Below are 20,507 nucleotides of genomic sequence, written 5' to 3' on the forward strand. Positions count from 1 at the left end.
CATTACAAATAGCGGCCGACATACAACCATAAACGGCACATTGCACGCCAGCAATAAGCGCTAAATTGCAGAGTAAATAACAATAACGATAACTTACCCTACAATCTAACAGCATTAGTTTAACGTTTTTAAATCAAATAAACACTAGTACACCGAGCACACTGAGTACAAAAACAACAACTAAGCGATTTTAAGTATAATACGCCCAATAAAAAAGGTTTCTACTGATTAAGTAGAAACCTTTTTATTGTCTATAGCACCATCAAGAGATGAGTTACTTTAAAATGAGCTAACGGACCGGATTAAACTAATTTATTTAATGCAGGAACTGCCTCAAATAAATCAGCCACTAGACCATAGTCTGCCACCTGGAATATCGGTGCTTCAGGATCTTTGTTAATGGCCACAATCACTTTTGAATCTTTCATACCGGCAAGGTGTTGAATCGCCCCTGAAATACCAACAGCAATGTACAAGTCAGGTGCAACAATTTTGCCCGTTTGACCTACCTGTAAATCGTTAGGAACAAAACCAGCATCGACTGCGGCACGTGATGCACCAACAGCGGCGCCTAACTTATCAGCAAGCTGCTCAAGAATAGCAAAGTTTTCGCCACTACCCATGCCACGACCACCAGAAACGATGATGCCAGCATTACCCAGTTCAGGACGGGCAGATTCTGTTAAAGCTTGCGATACAAATTCAGTACGAGCTGCAATGACTTGGCTTACACTTACTGTATCAGCGCTGCCAGTAACATCAACGGCATCAAACGCACTAGAACGCACCGTCATAACTTTTTTAGCATCTAAGCTTTGCACTGTCGCCAATGCATTACCGGCATAAATAGGACGAACAAAAGTGTCACTGCTAACCACTTCTATCACTTCAGAAATTTGTGCCACGTCTAACAGTGCTGCTACTCGAGGTAAGGTATCTTTACCAATACTGGTTGCCGCAGCTAAAACATGGTCGTAATCAGCAGCAAGCTCAACGACTAGTTTTGATAAGTTTTCGGCCAGTTGCGCGCCATATTCAGCACTGTCCGCAACCAATACTTTACTCACACCGGCAAGGCTTTGTGCTGCGGTAACCGCTGCTCCGCAATCTGCGCCCGCAACAAGCACATGAATATCACCACCAATGGCAACGGCTGCGCTAACCACTTTTGCCGTATCAGATTTTAAACTGACGTTATCGTGTTCCGCTAATACTAAAATGGCCATGTTAGATCACCTTCGCTTCGTTTTTTAACTTTTCGACTAACTCTTCAACTGAAGACACCATAATACCGGCTTTACGATCCACTGGAGGGGTCACTTTAATGACAGTTTGATGAGTTTTCAGAATAACACCCAGATCTGCAACCGCTAGGGTTTCTAATGGCTTGCGCTTAGCTTTCATGATGTTTGGCAATGAAGCATAACGAGGCTCATTTAAACGAAGGTCAACGGTGACAATAGCGGGTAAAGGCATTTTTAACGTTTGTAAGCCGCCATCAATCTCACGAGTTACTGTAACCATGTCGCCATCAAGCTTCACTTCAGAAGCAAACGTGGCTTGAGGCATGTCCGTTAATGCGGCAAGCATTTGACCGGTTTGGTTATTGTCGCCATCAATGGACTGCTTACCGAATATGATTAGCTGTGCTTGTTCTTTTTCTTGTACCGCTTTTAACAGCTTAGCAATTGATAATGGCACCAGCTCTTCATCAGTTTCAATATGAATGGCTCTGTCTGCGCCCAGTGCCATTGCCGTTCTTAATTGCTCCTGAACAACTTTGGCCCCTACACTTACCACGACAACTTCAGTGGCAATACCAGCTTCTTTTAAACGAACGGCTTCTTCTACTGCAATTTCACAAAATGGGTTTAACGCCATTTTAAGGTTCGTCGTATCAACATTTGTGTTGTCAGCTTTTACCCTGACTTTCACATTGGCATCGACTACGCGTTTAACAGGCACCAATATTTTCATAGGTTTTCCTTACTACACCTTCAATGTATGTGGACAACACACTGGCGTTTGCCAGTGCAATATGGGATCACTTTACGTCCTGTTAACGTTAACGTCAATAAAAGTCAAACGCTTGTTTAGATTTTTTTGTCTTCAGGCTGGCAACCAAACTAAACAACATTTAAACAATAGAGGGTTAACAATTAAGATTTATTAAAAAATATTAGACATTAAAGGTAATTTAATTTGATCCTATAACAAATAGTTTCTATTATTACGCTTATATTCAGTATTATTAAATAGTATATCGGTAACGTTGTGGGATTTAATCTCATCAATATTAATAAAAACGGCCTAAATAAACCATATGCAATACTGGAATTTACCTTGTAAGTTGAACAATTTATCTTTTAAACATTTTATTTTTAAAATAAATCATTAGGAAACTAAACAACATGAGTGACTTTCTAGATATTTTAACCCACGGTCGTCGTTTTAAAGCAGCAGTTAAAGAATTGTCTCTTGATGATTTACGTGACACAGCTGTTAAGTTAGAAAAAATTATCGCTGACCGCGAAGAAGAAGAGAAATTAGAACTTGAAGCAAATGCTGAACGTAATGCACGCATTGCTGAAATTCTAGCGCAAATTGAAAATAGCGGTTTATCAATTGAAGATTTAGGTGATGTGACTTCAGCACCGAAAGCGGCAAAAGCAAAACGTGCTCCACGCCCACCAAAATATCAAATTACTGTTGACGGTGAATTAGTGCAATGGACTGGTCAAGGTCGTATGCCAACAGTATTTAAAACCCAAGTTGAAAGCGGTAAAGATATCAAAGAATTTTTAATTCCTGGTATGGAATAAGTTTTTCAATAAGCTATTTATTGATTAACCATAAAAAGGGCTTACTTAGGTAAGCCCTTTTTATTTGACTGCTTTATCATCACTAGAAGACAAGGTAAACTTAAGCAGTTGATTCCTACTATTTCATTAAAGGCTACGGCTATGATTTTTTCTGTTAAACACGCATTGGTTTTTTCGGGCGTTGCACTTTTATTGACTGCCTGTGCAAGTGATTATGTATTCAAAAGTAATTTAGACGGTAAGGCCATTAACGAATACTTTAAAGTTGGTGATGTGGTTTTATATGACGGTGAAGTTCAACCAAAAGGTAATTTTGAAGTATTGGGCTTAGTTGAAGGTGAAGCTTGCCAAGAAACGGTAAAAGAGACTCCACCACAGATTTCAGATGCGCGCAGTAATGCAAGGCGAGCCGCCGCCGACTTAGGTGCCAATGGTTTTGTGGTTAAAAGCTGCTTTATGATTAACGAACCAGATAATAGCTGCTATAGCCGCGCGCTTTGTGTTGGCCAAGCAATCAAAACTGCTGACGTTAAATAATTTACTATTGGGTCAGTACGACATAGCCGCTAGGCAATAAATAACATGATGAGCCATGGCAATATTACTCATCATGTTATTTATTGTCTTTAATTCTACATTCAGCTTATTTCAGGTATTGCATGATCCAAGATGCCGAACACACTCATAAAGATACACCTAAAACCAAGGCTTCCTTTAGCAACCAAATCAATGCTGTTGCTATTTGCCGGACGCCATATAAACAAAAGTTTGGTATTCCACGTCAACCTGGTTTAGTTAATGCGACAGGGTACATTGAGTTTGAGCCTGCATTTAATCATATCGATGCTGTTCGAGGTATAGAGCAATACTCTCATTTATGGCTACTGTTTTGTTTTCATGAAAATTTAGCCCAAGGCTGGAAAACCACCGTGCGCCCGCCCCGCCTTGGTGGTAATGAAAAACTAGGCGTATTTGCCACCCGCTCAACATTTAGACCTAATGGCATCGGTCAATCTGTCGTAAAACTTCATGGCATAGTCAATCGTAAGGGTAAAGTGTGTCTGGCTATCTCTGGCATGGACTTATTAGACGGTACCCCCATTATTGACATTAAGCCCTACATCCCTTTTTCAGATGCGATTTTAGATGCCAAAGGCGGAATTGCCCAAGACGCGCCGTTACTTATATCTGTCAGCTACACCAATATCGCAATGACACAAATTACGCACTATGCGGCGCAAGAGCAATATCAGGGCTTGGCAGATCTCATTGAAGGTGTGTTATCCCAAGATCCGCGCCCAGCTTACAAAAAAACCAAAGATGACCCGAAGCTATACCAAGTGGCTTTATATGATTTAGATATTTTTTGGCATATCACACCTGATGGGATTGAAGTATTAGAACTGAAACCAACTCAAGTTGAACTGCTTAAGGATTAACATCATGGCAGATATTGACTATCAAACTCAGCACAAAAAACGCTTATCTTGGATGCCCTGGTTGTATTTTTCATTAAAACCTAAACACTTGTTGTGGGCCAAACCTTGGCAAGATGAAATTCAACAGCAACTGAGTCAACTCGAAACCATCCATATTGGTGAGCATTGCTTTATAGCACCACAAGCACAACTTTTTGCTGAGCCAGGTCGCGATATTTCCATTGGTAATCAATGCATGATTGCCGCAGATGTGTTCATGCATGGACCAATAGTATTGGGTAATGAGGTCGCGATTAATCATGGATGTAGTTTAGATGGTGGGCGAAATGGCATTAAAATAGGTCATCAAACACGTATTGCAAATAACGTCACTATCTATGCTTTCAATCATGGCATGTCCCCTAATACTCCAATATATCAACAACCCGCACACTCTAAAGGTGTGGTTATTGGCGAAGATGTTTGGATTGGCGCCCAGGCAGGGATTGTAGATGGCGTAACCATTGGCAACCATGCAGTGATTGGTATGGGCAGCATTGTGACCAAAGATGTAGCAGACTATGCAATCGTAGCCGGTAATCCAGCCCGACTGATCGGTGACAGGCGAGATAAATAATCGCCTAATACCTATAAAGCACCATAAAGCCTTATATTGAGTCGAATTATCAGGTGACATCATTGATGCAGGTGCTAAAATGACGCTCATTCATAGCTACTATTTTGGACATCGGTAATGCGAGTTAGTAAGTACCTGCTTTCAACACAAAAAGAAACCCCTGCAAATGCAGAGGTGATTAGTCATCAGTTAATGCTTCGCGCTGGTATGATCCGTCGTAATGCATCAGGTCTTTACAGCTGGTTACCCTCTGGTTTAAGGGTTTTGCGTAAAGTAGAAGCCATTGTTCGTGAAGAAATGAACAAAACAGGTGCCATCGAAATATTAATGCCGCTAGTTCAGCCTGCTGACTTATGGGTTGAAACCGGTCGCTGGGAAAAATTTGGCCCAGAATTACTTCGCTTTCAAGACCGTCACAACAGAGATTTCGTGCTGGGGCCAACCCACGAAGAAGTGATTACTGACTTAGTGCGCAAAGAACTCAGTTCATATAAGCAGTTACCACTGACACTTTATCAAGTACAAACCAAATTCCGTGACGAAGTTCGTCCACGTTTTGGTGTAATGCGCGCACGTGAGTTCTTGATGAAAGATGCTTATTCTTTCCATTTAGATCAAGAAACCATGGACAACACTTACCATGCTATGCATACCGCATACAGTAACATCTTAACTCGCATGGGCTTAGAGTTCCGTCCAGTATTGGCAGACACCGGCTCTATCGGTGGCAACATGTCACATGAATTCCATGTGCTTGCAAACAGTGGCGAAGACTTAATTGCTTACTCAACAGGTAGCGATTACGCCGCTAACATTGAAAAAGCTGAATCGCCAATCCCAACTCAAACTCGCGCACCTGCAACTCAAGCAATGACGTTAGTGGATACACCTAATGCCAAAACCATTGCAGAATTAGTTGAGCAGTTTGGTTTAGACATTACCAAAACTGTAAAAACATTAATTGTTAAAGGTGCAACAGAAGAAGCACCATTAGTGGCATTGGTTATTCGTGGCGACCATGAACTTAACGAAATTAAAGCAGACAAACTTGAATTAGTTTCCTCGCCATTTGAATTTGCATCAGAAGCTGAAATTCGTGACGCCATCGGCGCAGGCCCTGGTTCACTAGGTCCAGTAGGTTTAACAATGCCTGTTATTGTCGATCACAGTGTGATTGTGATGAGCGACTTTGCTGCTGGAGCGAATACTGAAGACAAGCATTATTTTGGTATTAACTGGGAGCGTGATTTACCGTTAACAACAACGGCAGATATCCGTAACGTTGTTGAAGGCGAACCAACACCAGATGGCCTTGGTACTTATGCAATGGCACGTGGTATTGAAGTCGGTCATATTTTCCAACTTGGCACTAACTACTCTAAAGCCATGAATGCCACTGTATTAGACGAAAATGGTAAATCTCAGGTGTTATTAATGGGCTGTTACGGCGTCGGCGTCAGTCGAATAGTGGCTGCAGCCATTGAGCAAAATAACGATGACCGCGGCATCATTTGGCCAGAAGCCATTGCCCCGTTCACAGTCGGTATCTTACCGATGAACATGCATAAGTCTCATCGCGTTGCTGACATTGCTGAAAAACTCTATCAAGACCTAGCAAACGCTGGCGTTGAAGTGTTAATGGATGATCGTAAAGAACGTCCCGGTGTGATGTTTGCTGATATGGAATTAATCGGTTTACCTCATGTTGTGGTTATCGGTGATCGCAATATCGATGCTGGTGTATTTGAATACAAAAACCGCCGCACCGGAGAGAAACAAGATATTCCATTCGACCAAATTGTTGAGTTTTTGACAAATGCAGCTAAAGGCTAACTACCGCTAGCATCATTAGTAAACTAAAAAAACGCACTTTATAGTGCGTTTTTTATTGGCCTTAATATGAACTGTGTATGGAATATCGTATTGTACGATTAGACATTTTACTCACTGGTATGTAATAACAAAAGAATTCATACTAGTATCATCTCTAATTACTCTATTGAGGATATCGATTGCCAATCTCTACAGCGATAGTTTTGGGTGGCGGTGGCGCTAGAGCCGCATATCAAATTGGTGTGCTTAAAGCGTTAGTACAATTTTACCCGCGTAATCACCATGTGCCATTTGATATTATTTGTGGCACCTCTGCAGGCGCCATTAACGCCACATCTTTAGCCACGCACGCATCTTGCTTTCATCTTGCGGTCAAAAAACTCGATTGGGTTTGGCGTCACTTCGAAACAAAACAAGTGTATCGTACTCGCATTACACAAGTGCTCCGTCATTTAGGGCGAATGGCAATTAAAGGATTGCAAGACGATAAAGTTAACACTGATGCCGGTAGTTTGTTGGATAACCAACCGTTGCGAGAGCTGCTCAATAACCTTATCGACTTTAAACGAATAGATCGAAATATTAGTAATAAAGCGTTAACAGCAATTAGTGTCGATGCCTCTTGCTACAATAACTCACGGTCGTACAGCTTTTATCAAGGTAACGACAACATTGAGGATTGGCAAAGAGCTAGGCGGATTGGGTTACGAAGTTTATTGAATACGGAACATTTATTGGCAAGTTCAGCCATTCCTATGGTGTTCCCGTCAATTAAACTGAATCAGGCTTATTATGGTGATGGCTCGGTACACCAACTGTCACCTCTTTCAAGTCCAATCCATTTAGGGGCCAATAAAATATTTGTGATTAATCTAGACAGCCCGCACAAACATTTTCCTATCGAGTTTGAATACCACCCCAAAACGGCCACTATTGCAGGCCACTTATTAGATACCATTTTCTCCGATACACTCAACAGTGATTTAGAACGCTTACAGCGTGTTAACAACACACTATCGATGATATCGTCACAAGACAAGGAGGTATTGAATCTTCGACATATAGACACCTTAGTCATAAAACCAAGTCAAGATCTCAGTCGGATAGCAGCGCGTTTTTATGATGATATGCCATTCGCCATTAGGACGCTGTTAAAGCTTTTTGGTATTAATCGGCAATCTGATTCGAGTATCGTATCTTATTTATTATTCGAAAAGAGCTACACAAGTACGTTAATCGATTTAGGCTATCAAGATGCTATGGATCAAATAGATGAGATAAAACAGTTTTTTGAAATCACAACTAAAGTATAACGTTGAAAAATTAAAAACTATGGTATAAAAACACATAACACATTAGAGATGTTCAAGATTAAGAGATAGTAAATCAACATATCTTGAGTCATAAACAATACATAAGTGTTAGTAACTGAAACCATCAATAATCCATCCCGATAGCAATAACAATCACAAAAATGTGATGTCTAAAAGGACTTTAGATGAAAAATACATGGTTAATACTTAGCTTAGTATTGTTTGGGTGTGGTCAACAACCTCCCGTTGTTGACGATATTGCAAACAGCAGTATGAATACAGTTCAATGGCAAGGGGTTTACCATGGCGTTTTTCCTTGTCCTAGTTGCGAAGGCATGGATACAACGATCGAGCTTCTTCATCCCAATGATTACATCATACATACTGTAAGGTTAGGTAGTGACCCTTACCCGTTCCAGGGGCGCGGTACTTTTCAGTGGGATAAAACTGGCAACATTATCATATTAGACCGCGGCCATATTTACCAGGTATTGCCAGATCATCTCTATCTATTAGACATAGAACATAAAAGAATTATCGGCCCTGATGCAGAGCGCTATCGGGTTGATAAAGTAAAATACCTAAGCCAACCCGTAGACAGTTAATTATCCCTACTCAGATTTATTGCACAAATGTGTCATGCTTTATTAACGTGCCGAATCAAATGCCACACAAGTCATGCAAACGAATGTTGATGCAGTTAGGTTTATGGTTAAAGCGGCCCGTCAGTATGGTATTAGGTTCATCCAATTATCTACAGATTATGTCTTTGATGGACTATCATCACGTCCTTATACAGTTAACCAAACACCATCAGCAATTAATGTATATGGTCAATCAAAATTACTTGCCGAAGACGTTATTTTAGATCAGCAATCAAATCAGTTTTGCATTATTCGCACTTCTTGGCTCTATCATTATAGTGGCAAAGACTTTGTCACTACCATGTTGAAACTCATGTCACAAGAACACAATAACGCAATGTTAGCTCAAGGCCTTATCCCCAACATTAATGTGGTGAACGACCAAACAGGTTGCCCAACGATGGTTGATGATCTTGCTCACTTTTTATGGAAACTGTGTTTACAAAAGCAATGGTCCGCTATTTACCATTGGAGTGATGCAGGCATGTGTACCTGGTATGAGTTTGCTAAAGAAATACAGTCACAAGCTACAGCATTAGGGTTAATGCGCGCTACTGTGACATTGACGCCTGTAACATCTGAAAATTATAACTCGCCAGTTAAACGCCCTAGTTTCAGTGTGTTAGATACCAGACTTTCGCACTCAATCTCCAAACCTAAACCTTGGCAGCAGCAATTAGCTCAATGCCTTTATTCGCGCTCAATCAACAAAGATTGATGAGCTGAACTAAAAGTTAAACTGTCATTTGATTGTCATTTTTACGTGCAATAATTTTTACCGTCAAGAATGAAATATTTCGCTTTAGCTTATTATTAACTTTAGGTAAAAAGGGGCTGTACCAACAGCGGTACAGTTATCTGGAATGTTGAAAATGTCACACTCATTTGAATTTGATGAAGATGATGCGCCATGGGGCGATAACATCAAGGGAAAACCGAAATCGAAAAAGGTAAAACAACGTCGTCGTGATACTAAACGTCGTTACTTTGACGATAATGCTGAAATGGAGTTCGCACCTGCTAAGTGGAAATAGTTTAACAGGATTTTCTCATCAAGTTTAAAAAGCAAGTTGCCTGCAACTTGCTTTTTTGTTGTAAAAAATGGCCTTGGATATTCAAGACCATCTTCTTATCAACATGAAGTTGTTAACGTTAGCTATATTAGTACTGTAAATTTCTCTTTTACAGGTACAGTATTGAAGCTAAACCTAAAAAGGTGAAAAATCCAACAACGTCTGTCACAGTGGTTAAAATAACAGAACCAGACAGAGCCGCATCTTGATTAAACCGCTGCAAAATCATCGGTACCATTACCCCAGCGATTGCCGCGACAGCCATGTTGATCAAAATAGCACAAGCAATAACAATACCCATCACGTTATCATCGAACCACCATCCAGCAATGATCCCGATAACAATCGCCCATAAGGTGCCATTTAGCGCACCAATACCGAGTTCGTTTTTCATTAACGACATCACGTTACCAGCAGTGATTTGCCCCATAGCCATACCGCGGATCATCAGTGTTAATGACTGACTCCCTGCAATCCCTCCCATAGAAGCTACAATTGGCATTAATACCGCTAACGCAACCACCTGAGATAATACGTTTTCAAACATACCAATGGTGGCAGACGCTAAAAATGCTGTCAGTAAGTTAATACCTAACCACACAGCACGGCGCTTAGCGCCAACAAAAATCGGGGCGAACAAATCGTCATGCTCATCCATACCCGCCGTTGCCATTAATTGCGCTTCATAATGCTCACGCACTAAAGCAGTAGCTGTACGCAAGGTCATACGGCCAATTAATATACCGTCTTCATCGACCACAGGTAGCTCAAGTTCACGACTGTGCTCAATCGCTTCAGCGGCCTCAATTAGCGATGAATCAGCAGAAATAACACGGCTATCATCCCACTTTAATGATTGCAGTGTGGTATCAGTGTCCACCGTTTTGAATACATCGTAGCGTCGAACGGTACCAAGGTATTTATCATTCACATCAACTAAAAATAAATGATCATTACAGTCTAAGTCGATACGTCTAAAAAAACGCTGACCTTGAGCAACTGTTGATGCAGGACTTAATGCCAACATTTGGTGATCGGCATAACGACCAATTTCATTTTCAGTATATTGGTTATAAAGTTCATAATGCTTACGCTGACGTTCACCCATCTGTGCCAATGCACGATCAGTGATGTTGTCGGGAAGCGAGTCACTCCATTCAATGAGATCTTCGGGACTTAATTGCGAAAAGAGTAAATCAAGTTCCTCATCTGGCATTTTCTTTAAAATGCCTAAACGAGGATCTGCACGCATTAAGTTAAGGACATCGACACGTTCTTCTACGTCAACTTGTTGCCAACGTTCATAACGCTCATCAAGCGGTAATGATTCGAGTAATAATGCAATGGTACCAGGTTCAGCATCAATCAAGATTTCACTGAACACTTCGGCTTGCTCTTCCCCTTCTGCTTCGGTTAATTGAAGCACCACTTGGCTAACATCAGCCTGAGGGGATGAGCTGGTTTCGATTTCATCTTCAGAGTTAAGTTCGTTCTTTAAATCACTCATAAGCACGCCCCTAATTCTACTAGTTAAATAAGCGCAAACTATATTGAAATTGTTATTGATAAGCAAATAGATATATTAGATTGCGCACAATTAAATTGCTAACTAATAGGCTATATATTATAGTTAATTTTTTACATTTTGGAGTTCCATGATGAACAGTGCAATTTACCCTATCACCGTAAAAGACATTAAAGGCAATGATATCCTGATGGAAACCTTTAAAGGCAAAGTTTTATTAATTGTTAACACTGCCAGCAAATGTGGATTTACTCCTCAATACCAATCACTTGAAGTATTAAATCAAGAATATAAAGACAAAGGTTTAGTGATTTTAGGTTTTCCATGCAACCAATTTGGTAAGCAAGAACAAGGTAACGAAGAAGAAATAAGCCAGTTCTGTGAACTTAACTTTGGTGTGACATTCCCATTGTTCAGCAAAATTGAAGTCAATGGTGTTAATACTCACCCACTATATCAACAGCTTAAAAAGTCAGCCAAAGGCTTGCTTGGCAGCGAGTCTATCAAATGGAACTTTACCAAATTCTTAGTCGATAAAAATGGCAAGGTCGTTAACCGTTATGCTCCAACGACCAAACCTGAAGAGTTAAAAGAACTAATAGAAAAACTTTTAGCTTAACTCTTACACACTTTAGCATTGAGTATAAAGCAGCGGACCTAAATCGAACAGATGATAAATCTGCACGTTGATATCGTGATGTTAAGCTTGCGTAAGAGTTCAGTATACACAATAGTGGTCAACATTGTTTTATAAAGATATGCTTTATAAGTACCTGATTTATAAAAGTTATCAAAAAATTTTGCTTTGTTTCGTATAAATTATGCATTTATTTTGAACTTTTTATCTCTTTGGTACTCAAAATAAATAACAGTTAGATTTACTTTTTTTGTTCATCTATTGTTCATCATCTCCCTGGGACCTCTAGCGCGGTCCCCTTGATCGAAAAGTCGATCGATAGGCAATCAGTTGATTGCCTTTTTTTATGCCTACAGCTCAGCTGCAATAGGGTTAAAATTAAAAACGAAGCCTTGTTGTTAAATGAACCACACCATTTTCCTCATTTTTAATAAGCGGTTTTGTTAGGTACTAATCACTATTAGATTAGGCTACGTTTACCTAGGAATGGTTAGTGCGAGTTGATACGACACATATGTATCCTGATGTGACTGGTGAAGGTGAAGGTTAAGATTTTAACTCTAAATACCTGATTTTATTGCAAAAAAATAAATACCTCCTAAAAGTGAAAAATTTTATGAACTTTGTACCATTCACTCAGTCTGAATATATGTAGCAAGTAGAAACGCAAACTAGAAAATGTCCACCTCCATCTTTTCTAGTTTGTAGCAAAGTGAATATCAACACTTTTGACTGACTTGCCACAACAGATTTATGTTCATTGTTCATCATCATCCCTATTTGGGGAGCATTAATACGCTAGCGCACTGTTAATGACACCCCGTAAAGAACGACTTAGGCAACCTTATTGGTTGCCATTTTTTTGTTTAAAATTTGCTTTGAAATAATAGTTTTGGTTGGTTTCAGGACTCAAAATAATGCAGGTAAAATAAATTTAAAAATTTGATTATTTCTGTGAACTTTTTTAATAAAACCCAGTCTGATTATATGTAACGAATAAGATGTGGTTGATGTGAGTTGCAGTGCAATGATTTAGCCTTCTCCCCCGGAGTTAAATCAAACACGGCAAAGTAGTTTATCCCACTCACCTCAACTTTGGTTAGGATTTAGTTACTGCTACAGATTTATGTTCATTGTTCATCATCATCCCTATTTGGGGAGCATTAACACGCTAGCGCACTGTTAATGACACCCCGTAAAGAACGACTTAGGCAGCCTTATTGGTTGCCATTTTTTTGTCTAAAATTTGCTTTGAAATAATATTTTGGTTTGGTTTAAGCGGCTCAACATAATGCAGGTAAAATAAATTTAGAAAATTGATTATTTCTGTGAACTTTTTTAATAAAGCTCAGTCTGATTATATGTAACGAATTAGATGTGGTTGATGTGAGTTGCAATGACATGATTTAGCCTTCTCCCCCGGAGTTAAATCAAACACGGCAAAGTGGTTTACTCACCTCAGGTTAGGTTAGGATTTAGTTACTGCTACAAGTTTTAATGTTTATTGTTCATCATCATCCCCATTGGGCAGTATTAGCACGCTAGCGCACTGTTAATGACAACCCACAAAGATTTATTTTGGCAGCCAATAGGCTGCCATTTTTTTATATGTCAGTCTTAATATCATCGAAATGAAGTAACGAGTCTAATTGCACTTGCAATGAAGGATGGTAACTAGGCCGAGCTTGAGTATAAATAGCCTTGAGTTCTAGGTGATAACCCGCAATTTGCAGTTCGATAAATAATGGCCTCACAAATTTACCTCTACCAATTTTGCACAAATACTTTGTTAATGCAGGCAATACAGGATCAAATAGATTGCGAATAGCAACACGATACCAATCACAGGCGATTTCTGCATTGTGATGTCCGGTAAAGCTAAATACCTCATCTAAATCCAACAACATGGCTTGGCTAACGATTAACGGTAATTTGCTCAAAAAATATTGCCAATGATGGACACGCCATTGTTTCACGCATAATTCACTAGCTGCAGTGCCGCTAATGAATTGCGCTAACGCTAAGTCAACTTTGTCAAAACTCGTTGATGTCGGCCCCACAAACCAAGCAGGTAATCCTTGCCCATAAATCCACTCAGATAATTCATTAATCGTTATCTTATCGCCATGTTCAACGAGTAACGTTTGTTTTGCATAGTCAACGAACATTTCTGTAGTAATGGCAGTAAAAGCAAAGTGATTAACGTATCGAATTAAAAACGCATCAAATGCGGCACGCCCAAGCCGACTTTCAAGTTCATGAACAAACATCGATGCTTTATCGTAAGTAAAACGGTTAAATGCTAAATTAGGATCGCGATGTTGCACATTCGCTGGTAATGTCTGATCGATTAAAGGCATCGATTGCATTTCTTCTTGCAGGCGCCCAAATTCAATTACCCATTCCAATTCGGCCTGTTCTTTACCGTATACAGCTTCAACTATTCGATTGGTAAAATAAGTGGTAAAACCTTCATTAAGCCATAAGTCTCGCCAAGTTGCATTGCTCACTAAGTTACCTGTCCATGAATGGGCAAGCTCATGTGCAACGGTTGAAACCAAACTCTTATCACCAGCAATTAATGTTGGGGTCATAAATGCCAACATTGGATTTTCCATACCGCCAAATGGAAAACTTGGCGGTAAAACAATCATGTCATAGCGACTCCATGCATAAGGTCCAAGTAAAGACTCTGCAACTAGGAGCATTGATTCAGTATCTTCAAATTCGTTAACTGCAGCCTCCAACATACCAGACTCAGTATAAATACCACTTCTAGGGCCTGTTTCCTTAAACGCTAAATCGCCTACTGCGATGGCTAATAAATGTGTAGGTATAGGCTTATCCATGCTAAAAGTGAATATGCCATCTTCAGGCATGATGGGATTATTATTAGCACTCATTACCGCGCGAAGCCCTAAAGGAACTTTGATCGTGGCATTAAACGTTACTCGCGCTTTAGGGCTATCTTGTAAAGGCAACCAGCTCCGTGCATTGATTGGCTGCGACTGACTAAACAAGTAAGGTAACTGCTTGCCTAAGGTTTGCTGTGCATTGAGCCATTGCAGCCCTTGGGCCTTAGGAGAGGTATGATAATGCACGACCACTTGTGTGTTCAGCATGCCGACCTCTATCAACCATCGCTGTCCCAAAGTAGGATTAACATCTTCACAATCATAGTCTAATGGTTGCCCATTTAAATCTGTTACCTGATCAATAAACAAATCACGACCATCAATGATCAATACCGACTGTGCCCTTTTGCGATTAAAAAATAGCGTTACCGACCCACTCAGTTGCTGAGTACTAAAATCCACAGTTAGCGCAATATCAAGGTGATGTACACATAAGGCATCTGTATTTGCACTTGAATGGTAATCCTTTTCAACATCAAATGAGTTAGTCACTTTTGCCTCTTTTTTAGCTTTAATTGGAAATATCATATCATTTTCATATAAACGGCGTTTTTCAAGACACTTGTCGCCTAAATAGTGAGTGCTGATGATTCTCAAATTCTTGTTTGAAAAAAAATTAATATTTTTTCAAACAAATGTTGAACTAAATTGAAATCGCCCAGTCTGATTATATGAACCGAATTTGCATTACTTAATTTTTGTAGCTAGTAGCGTTTTTTTGTTCATCATCATTCTCCTAATTCGATAGTAGCTTCACTCTATCAACAGTATTGCCTTTAGCAATAGCAGCAACCTCTTAGTTAGGTTGCTTTTTTTTATCTTTTTTTTAGCTTTTCAGATTCGTAAAAACAAAAAAGGCCTCAAATGAGGCCTTTTAAACTAGGTAACTTAAGCGATTAAAGCTTGATACCTACTTTTTCTAAATCTTTTGTCACAACAGATGTTGGAACTGGAACATAGCCATCTTTCTCAACAATTTGCTGGCCTTGCTTAGACAGTACAAACCTTAAGAATTCACGATCCATTGGCGAAAGATCTTTATTTGGGTGTTTGTTCACATAAACATATAAGTAACGTGATAATGGGTAAGTACCGTTTGCTGCATTAGCTGCAGTGGCTTCGATAAACTTATCACCCTTCTTAGAAACTGCTACCGCTTTAACACCTGCAGTTTTATAACCAATACCAGAGTAACCAATCGCATTTAGAGACTGTGACACAGACTGAACCACAGAAGCTGAACCAGGTTGCTCATTAACGTTTGGACGGAAGTCACCTTTACATAAAGCTTTTTCTTTAAAGTAACCATAAGTACCAGACACTGAGTTACGGCCATAAAGCTGGACGTCTTTCGCGCTCCAGTTACCTTCTAAGCCCGCATCACCCCAACGGTTAATCTCTTTACCGCCACACTTATGAGTCGATGAGAAAATACTGTCAATTTGTTCAATGCTTAAACCTGTAATTGGGTTGTCTTTGTGAACAAACACAGCTAGTGCGTCAATTGCAACACGTACCGCTGTTGGTTGGTAACCATAATGCTTTTCAAAAGCTTCAACTTCATTAGGCTTCATTTTACGGCTCATTGGACCGAACTGTGAAGTCCCTTCAGTAAGCGCTGGTGGCGCAGTAGAAGAACCAGCAGCTTGAATTTGGATATTTACGTTAGGATAAATATGTTTGAACTCTTCAGCCCATAACGTCATCATGTTAGCTAAAGTATCAGAACCGACAGAAGACAAGTTACCAGATACGCCACTTGTTTTTTCATATACAGGTAATGTTGGGTCAATAGCAGCCATAGATGCTGCTGAGAATACACCAGCGGCTGTAAGGGTAATTGCGCCGACAAGTTTGTTCAGTTTCATTGTATTGCTCCAGAATTAAGCGTACTAAGTTTTTAAAACGTAGTCAGTATCGACCTCATTGATGACAAGTCTATGACTTTGATGTGACAGTTGTATGACACGAGTCTTAAAACTGCTTTATTTGTCATAACTGGAGCACTGTTTAAAGATATCAATAGCTTAGATAGTACCTTTTGCCCCTATTAAGTCATTTATTGTTAATAACACTGTCTTAATCCCATACTTTAAACTGAATTTTTTACCCATACCGCCGTTTTATGACAATTATATGCACTTTTTACAGCAATAAAAAAAGCAACATAAATGCTGCTTTTTAGGTTTTATGTAATGTGGTGATTTATTGTCTTTCTAATAAATGTATCGGAATGATAAAACTAAATGTACTGCCTTTACCGTATTCGCTGGTCACGTTAAGTTCACTGTGGTGATGACTCAATGCATGCTTTGCAATGGCGAGTCCTAAGCCTGTTCCACCGGTTTTACTTGAGCGAGCATTATCAACGCGATAAAAGCGCTCTGTTAAGCGATTAATATGCTGTGGTGCGATACCAACCCCGGTGTCTTTTACCGAAAATAATCCCCCAGTAGCAACACTTCTCCAGGTCACAGAAATAATGCCACCAGGAGCTGTATAACGAATGGCATTGGAGATAAGGTTTGAACAGGCGCTGCGAAGTTGAATTTCATTACCGTGAGTATTTAATCCAGCTTCGCAATTAAACTCTAAGGTATATTGGTCGCCAGCAAGCGCTTTAGCTTCTTCACGAAGCACGTCCATCATTACTTGCATGTTCACCGTTTTTGATAAATCGATGTCGGTAGCATCTTCAATCCTCGACAAGGCTAATAGTTGTTCTACCATCGATTGCATGCGTGAAGTTTGTTGTTGCATCAGTGATAACGGCTTTTGGTTTGGAGAATTATCGTCTTCCATACCTTGCATTATCTCTAAGTAGCCTTGCAAAACAGTAAGCGGTGTTTTTAGCTCATGTGAGACGTTGGCAACAAAATCTTTACGCATACTTTCAAGTTGGTGGATCCGAGTGATATCACGCGCCATAAGAAGTAGCTGCCTATCACCATAACTCATTAGACGGATCTCAAGTAAACGCTTATCTGACACAGGCGAAGGTATTTCAAGCGGTTCTTTGTATTCGGCTTTTCTAAGATAGGCTGAGAAATCAGGATGACGTATAAGGTTATCAATTCGTTGACCGCTGTCTTGCGGCCAGACAAACCCTAAAACTAATTGTGCAAGTTTGTTGCACCACAAAATATTATGCTCTGCATCAAGCACAACAGCGGCATCGGGTAACGCCTCTGCTCCCTGACGAAAACGAGCAAGTAATGTTGCTAACTGTCCGACGCGCCGACGATTTTTACCTTGAAGCCGATATATACCATTAAATACCCCTTCCCAACTTCCTTGCCCTTGGGGGGGGGTTAATTTTTTATCTTTCCATAACCAAAAGTTAAGTCGGGTAATTTGTCGGTAATGCCATACGAGCAAACCAATGGTTCCCAATAAAGTGACCAAAGCTATCTGATCCACGAATGCACCAACACATATAAATAGTATCAATAACAATGCTAAACGAGAAAATAATCGGAATCCAGAATACGAATTAAGCATAGGCAACCTAATGGCTAAAAGTAACGCAGCCAACACTTTCAACTTTATAGTGTCGTTACTGATTATTAGGATTAACGAGGAACCACAAGATAGCCTAAATAGGCCATTGTGGCTAGGCAACAAACAAAAAAGCTCTGTTGATTATCACAGAGCTTCATTTGCTGCATACGCATTACATTCTGGTTGAAAAACGATAACCAGCACCACGAACAGTTTGAATCAACTTGTCATGTCCACCTTGCTCTACCGCTTTACGCAGACGGCGAATGTGTACATCAACAGTACGATCTTCTACATACACGTTGGTTCCCCAAACGTTATCGAGCAATTGTTCACGGCTGTAAACTCGCTCAGGGTGTGTCATAAAGAAATGTAATAATCTAAACTCTGTTGGCCCCATGTCTAGAACATCTTCACCTACGGTGACACGATGACTTACAGGGTCAAGTTGAAGCCCTTGAACGTCTATCGTTTCTTCTAAACGCGTTGGCGCACTTCTACGTAATACCGCTTTTATTCTTGCCACTAACTCTTTGGGAGAAAAAGGTTTCGTAATATAGTCATCAGCGCCCACTTCCAGGCCTTTGACTTTATCTTCCTCTTCACCGCGCGCAGTCAGCATAATAATGGGAATTTGGCGGGTAAACTCATCTTGCTTTAAGCGTTTTGCTAATTGAATACCACTGCCACCAGGGAACATCCAATCCAACAAAATCAAATCTGGATAAGGCTCTTGAAGCAATTCAATTGCTGAATCGAAATCTTCAGCTGCAGCTGTCGTAAAACCATGTTGATCCATCACAAATGTCAGCATTTCACGAATTGCTGATTCATCTTCTACTATTAAAATCCTAGCTGTCATATTGGGTTTCTACATTAATTTGCCACAGGAGTATTATTAGACACTTTTGTTACACTTTCATGACCCTGAGGTCGATATTGCCATTAAAAACAGTTTTTTGTCATAAAAACTTAATTGCCGTTTACGCACAGTAATGAAAAAAGGGCCGAAGCCCTTTTCTACCGAATGCAATTTGGCTTAGAACTTGTGTTCAATACCTACACCAACATAGCTGTCATCTTGATCATTTGAGTCAAACGAATTGGCGGTATAAAAAGCAAATAGTTTAGTTGGCTTACCGAGTTTGTAGTCTGCGCCAACAGACCAAGAATCACCTTTATTTTCCATGTCGGCAAACTGTGCCTTAAGCGTCACATCATTGATGTCATATGCAGCGCTTAGTAAGAAACCATTATCCGTTACACCGCTATCTAGTGCTTCTTGTTGTTGGTACATACCACCAATCACCAAACCAGCCACTTTACCTTGTACTGTAGCACGTGCAGTATCATAGCCTTTTACTTTTGAATCATATGCAATTGCTGCATAAATAGAAGAAGTCTTTAAACCAGAGTCACCATACATCAATGCCATGCTGACGCCATCTTCACCAGTAGTGTTATCACCAACAATTTGGTCTGAATCACCAGAAGCTACATAAGTGACACCCGCTTGGAAATCACCAAACATTGGTGTGTAGTACGTTGCCGTTTGAGCCATGCGATTTTCACCTTTAAATAAGGTTTTCACATCACCAGAAAGGTCGTTGAACTGGTCAACTTTACCTTGAGATACTTTAAGAATAGTGTCGTTACGACCTACAGACACCGCACCAAAGTTACCTTTTAGGCCTACAAACTGGTTGCGTGCTAAAAAGTTTTCTTTGTCGTCATCACCCGTGTTGACTTCGTATTCGATTGTATAAAAAGCTTCTAATGAATTGCTTAACTCAAAATCACCTGTTACACCAAAACGTGATGCATTACTTTGAATAGTCGTTTCAGTTTCGTCAGCAACATCATTTGACTGCGCTGTTACATTTAATTTGCCATACACTGTCAGAGGTTCTGCTGCATATACACTTGAAACTAAAGAAGTTGCCATAGCAGAGGCTAATAGAGTTTTACAAAAAACATTCATCATTTCATCCTTTTGACGCAAATTTCGTCATGGTTATTCTGGGTTAGTTGTATCGGAACGAGCGGAATTCTGCCTTGTAAATGTTTCAGAAATATTTCACTAATTCATTAATGGCTGATATTCACTGATTAAAACCCACCAGAAAAACCTCAAACATAGCTACAGCGATGGTTTCAAGGACGATTTTAGAAATGTGACAATTTGATGA

At 39.9% G+C, this 20,507-nt stretch carries 17 protein-coding genes and 1 pseudogene; 10 read left to right on the forward strand and 8 right to left on the reverse strand.

The window, feature by feature from the left end; all coding sequences use genetic code 11:
• Positions 1-302: 302 nt before the first annotated feature.
• Together IEY40_RS15695 and IEY40_RS15700 are read right to left on the reverse strand one after the other, a co-directional pair.
• The gene (locus tag IEY40_RS15695) at positions 303-1,226 is read right to left on the reverse strand and encodes an electron transfer flavoprotein subunit alpha/FixB family protein (RefSeq protein WP_188957811.1); all 924 of its coding nucleotides are present in this window, start codon (positions 1,224-1,226) and stop codon (positions 303-305) included.
• A gap of 1 nt (position 1,227) precedes the next feature.
• On the reverse strand, positions 1,228-1,977 hold the full coding sequence (locus IEY40_RS15700; RefSeq protein WP_188957813.1) for an electron transfer flavoprotein subunit beta/FixA family protein: 750 nt from the start codon (positions 1,975-1,977) through the stop codon (positions 1,228-1,230).
• A gap of 434 nt (positions 1,978-2,411) precedes the next feature.
• On the opposite strand from IEY40_RS15700, the gene IEY40_RS15705 reads away from it, so the two are divergent.
• The 9 genes and pseudogenes from IEY40_RS15705 (at position 2,412) to IEY40_RS15745 (ending at position 9,701) form a co-directional block, all read left to right on the forward strand.
• A complete protein-coding gene (locus IEY40_RS15705) occupies positions 2,412-2,822 on the forward strand; it encodes an H-NS histone family protein (RefSeq protein ID WP_188957815.1) in 411 nt (136 codons plus the stop codon).
• A gap of 141 nt (positions 2,823-2,963) precedes the next feature.
• The gene (gene rcsF / locus IEY40_RS15710) at positions 2,964-3,359 is read left to right on the forward strand and encodes an Rcs stress response system protein RcsF (RefSeq protein ID WP_188957817.1); all 396 of its coding nucleotides are present in this window, start codon (positions 2,964-2,966) and stop codon (positions 3,357-3,359) included.
• A gap of 122 nt (positions 3,360-3,481) precedes the next feature.
• Positions 3,482-4,261: a tRNA (N6-threonylcarbamoyladenosine(37)-N6)-methyltransferase TrmO gene (gene tsaA, locus IEY40_RS15715; protein ID WP_188957819.1), complete on the forward strand. Its 780-nt coding sequence runs from the start codon at positions 3,482-3,484 to the stop codon at positions 4,259-4,261.
• 4 nt (positions 4,262-4,265) lie between these two features.
• The gene (locus IEY40_RS15720; protein ID WP_188957821.1) at positions 4,266-4,877 is read left to right on the forward strand and encodes an acyltransferase; all 612 of its coding nucleotides are present in this window, start codon (positions 4,266-4,268) and stop codon (positions 4,875-4,877) included.
• 117 nt (positions 4,878-4,994) lie between these two features.
• A complete protein-coding gene (locus IEY40_RS15725; protein WP_188957823.1) occupies positions 4,995-6,710 on the forward strand; it encodes a proline--tRNA ligase in 1,716 nt (571 codons plus the stop codon).
• A gap of 179 nt (positions 6,711-6,889) precedes the next feature.
• Entirely contained in the window at positions 6,890-8,023 is a 1,134-nt protein-coding gene (locus IEY40_RS15730) for a patatin-like phospholipase family protein (RefSeq protein ID WP_188957825.1), read from the forward strand.
• Positions 8,024-8,208: 185 nt separating this feature from the next.
• The gene (locus IEY40_RS15735) at positions 8,209-8,628 is read left to right on the forward strand and encodes a copper resistance protein NlpE (protein WP_188957827.1); all 420 of its coding nucleotides are present in this window, start codon (positions 8,209-8,211) and stop codon (positions 8,626-8,628) included.
• Between the two features lie 61 nt (positions 8,629-8,689).
• Positions 8,690-9,385, forward strand: a pseudogene (locus IEY40_RS15740) (SDR family oxidoreductase); the annotation flags it as partial.
• 154 nt (positions 9,386-9,539) lie between these two features.
• Positions 9,540-9,701, forward strand: a complete 162-nt coding sequence (locus tag IEY40_RS15745; RefSeq protein WP_041413129.1) for a hypothetical protein — start codon at positions 9,540-9,542, stop codon at positions 9,699-9,701.
• A gap of 148 nt (positions 9,702-9,849) precedes the next feature.
• Here the strand turns inward: IEY40_RS15745 and IEY40_RS15750 are convergent, their stop codons facing one another.
• Positions 9,850-11,247 carry a magnesium transporter gene (locus IEY40_RS15750; RefSeq protein WP_188957829.1) on the reverse strand — a complete coding sequence of 466 codons (1,398 nt, stop codon included), beginning with the start codon at positions 11,245-11,247 and terminating at the stop codon, positions 9,850-9,852.
• 151 nt (positions 11,248-11,398) lie between these two features.
• Here IEY40_RS15750 and IEY40_RS15755 point away from each other — a divergent pair, with 151 nt between their 5' ends.
• The gene (locus IEY40_RS15755) at positions 11,399-11,884 is read left to right on the forward strand and encodes a glutathione peroxidase (RefSeq protein WP_188957997.1); all 486 of its coding nucleotides are present in this window, start codon (positions 11,399-11,401) and stop codon (positions 11,882-11,884) included.
• Between the two features lie 1,622 nt (positions 11,885-13,506).
• Here IEY40_RS15755 and IEY40_RS15760 read toward each other — a convergent pair.
• From IEY40_RS15760 to IEY40_RS15780, 5 genes are all read right to left on the reverse strand, one after another.
• Complete coding sequence (locus IEY40_RS15760; RefSeq protein WP_188957830.1) at positions 13,507-15,345, reverse strand: M1 family metallopeptidase; 1,839 nt, start codon at positions 15,343-15,345, stop codon at positions 13,507-13,509.
• 368 nt (positions 15,346-15,713) lie between these two features.
• Complete coding sequence (locus tag IEY40_RS15765; protein WP_188957831.1) at positions 15,714-16,685, reverse strand: PstS family phosphate ABC transporter substrate-binding protein; 972 nt, start codon at positions 16,683-16,685, stop codon at positions 15,714-15,716.
• Positions 16,686-17,022: 337 nt separating this feature from the next.
• Complete coding sequence (gene phoR, locus IEY40_RS15770) at positions 17,023-18,318, reverse strand: phosphate regulon sensor histidine kinase PhoR (RefSeq protein WP_188957833.1); 1,296 nt, start codon at positions 18,316-18,318, stop codon at positions 17,023-17,025.
• A gap of 172 nt (positions 18,319-18,490) precedes the next feature.
• Positions 18,491-19,180: a phosphate regulon transcriptional regulator PhoB gene (phoB, locus tag IEY40_RS15775; protein WP_188957835.1), complete on the reverse strand. Its 690-nt coding sequence runs from the start codon at positions 19,178-19,180 to the stop codon at positions 18,491-18,493.
• A 177-nt stretch (positions 19,181-19,357) separates the two neighbouring features.
• The gene (locus IEY40_RS15780) at positions 19,358-20,302 is read right to left on the reverse strand and encodes a porin (protein ID WP_188957837.1); all 945 of its coding nucleotides are present in this window, start codon (positions 20,300-20,302) and stop codon (positions 19,358-19,360) included.
• Positions 20,303-20,507 lie beyond the last annotated feature (205 nt).

The sequence above is a fragment of the Shewanella ulleungensis genome (genome assembly GCF_014648315.1).
Lineage (GTDB): Bacteria > Pseudomonadota > Gammaproteobacteria > Enterobacterales > Shewanellaceae > Shewanella > Shewanella ulleungensis.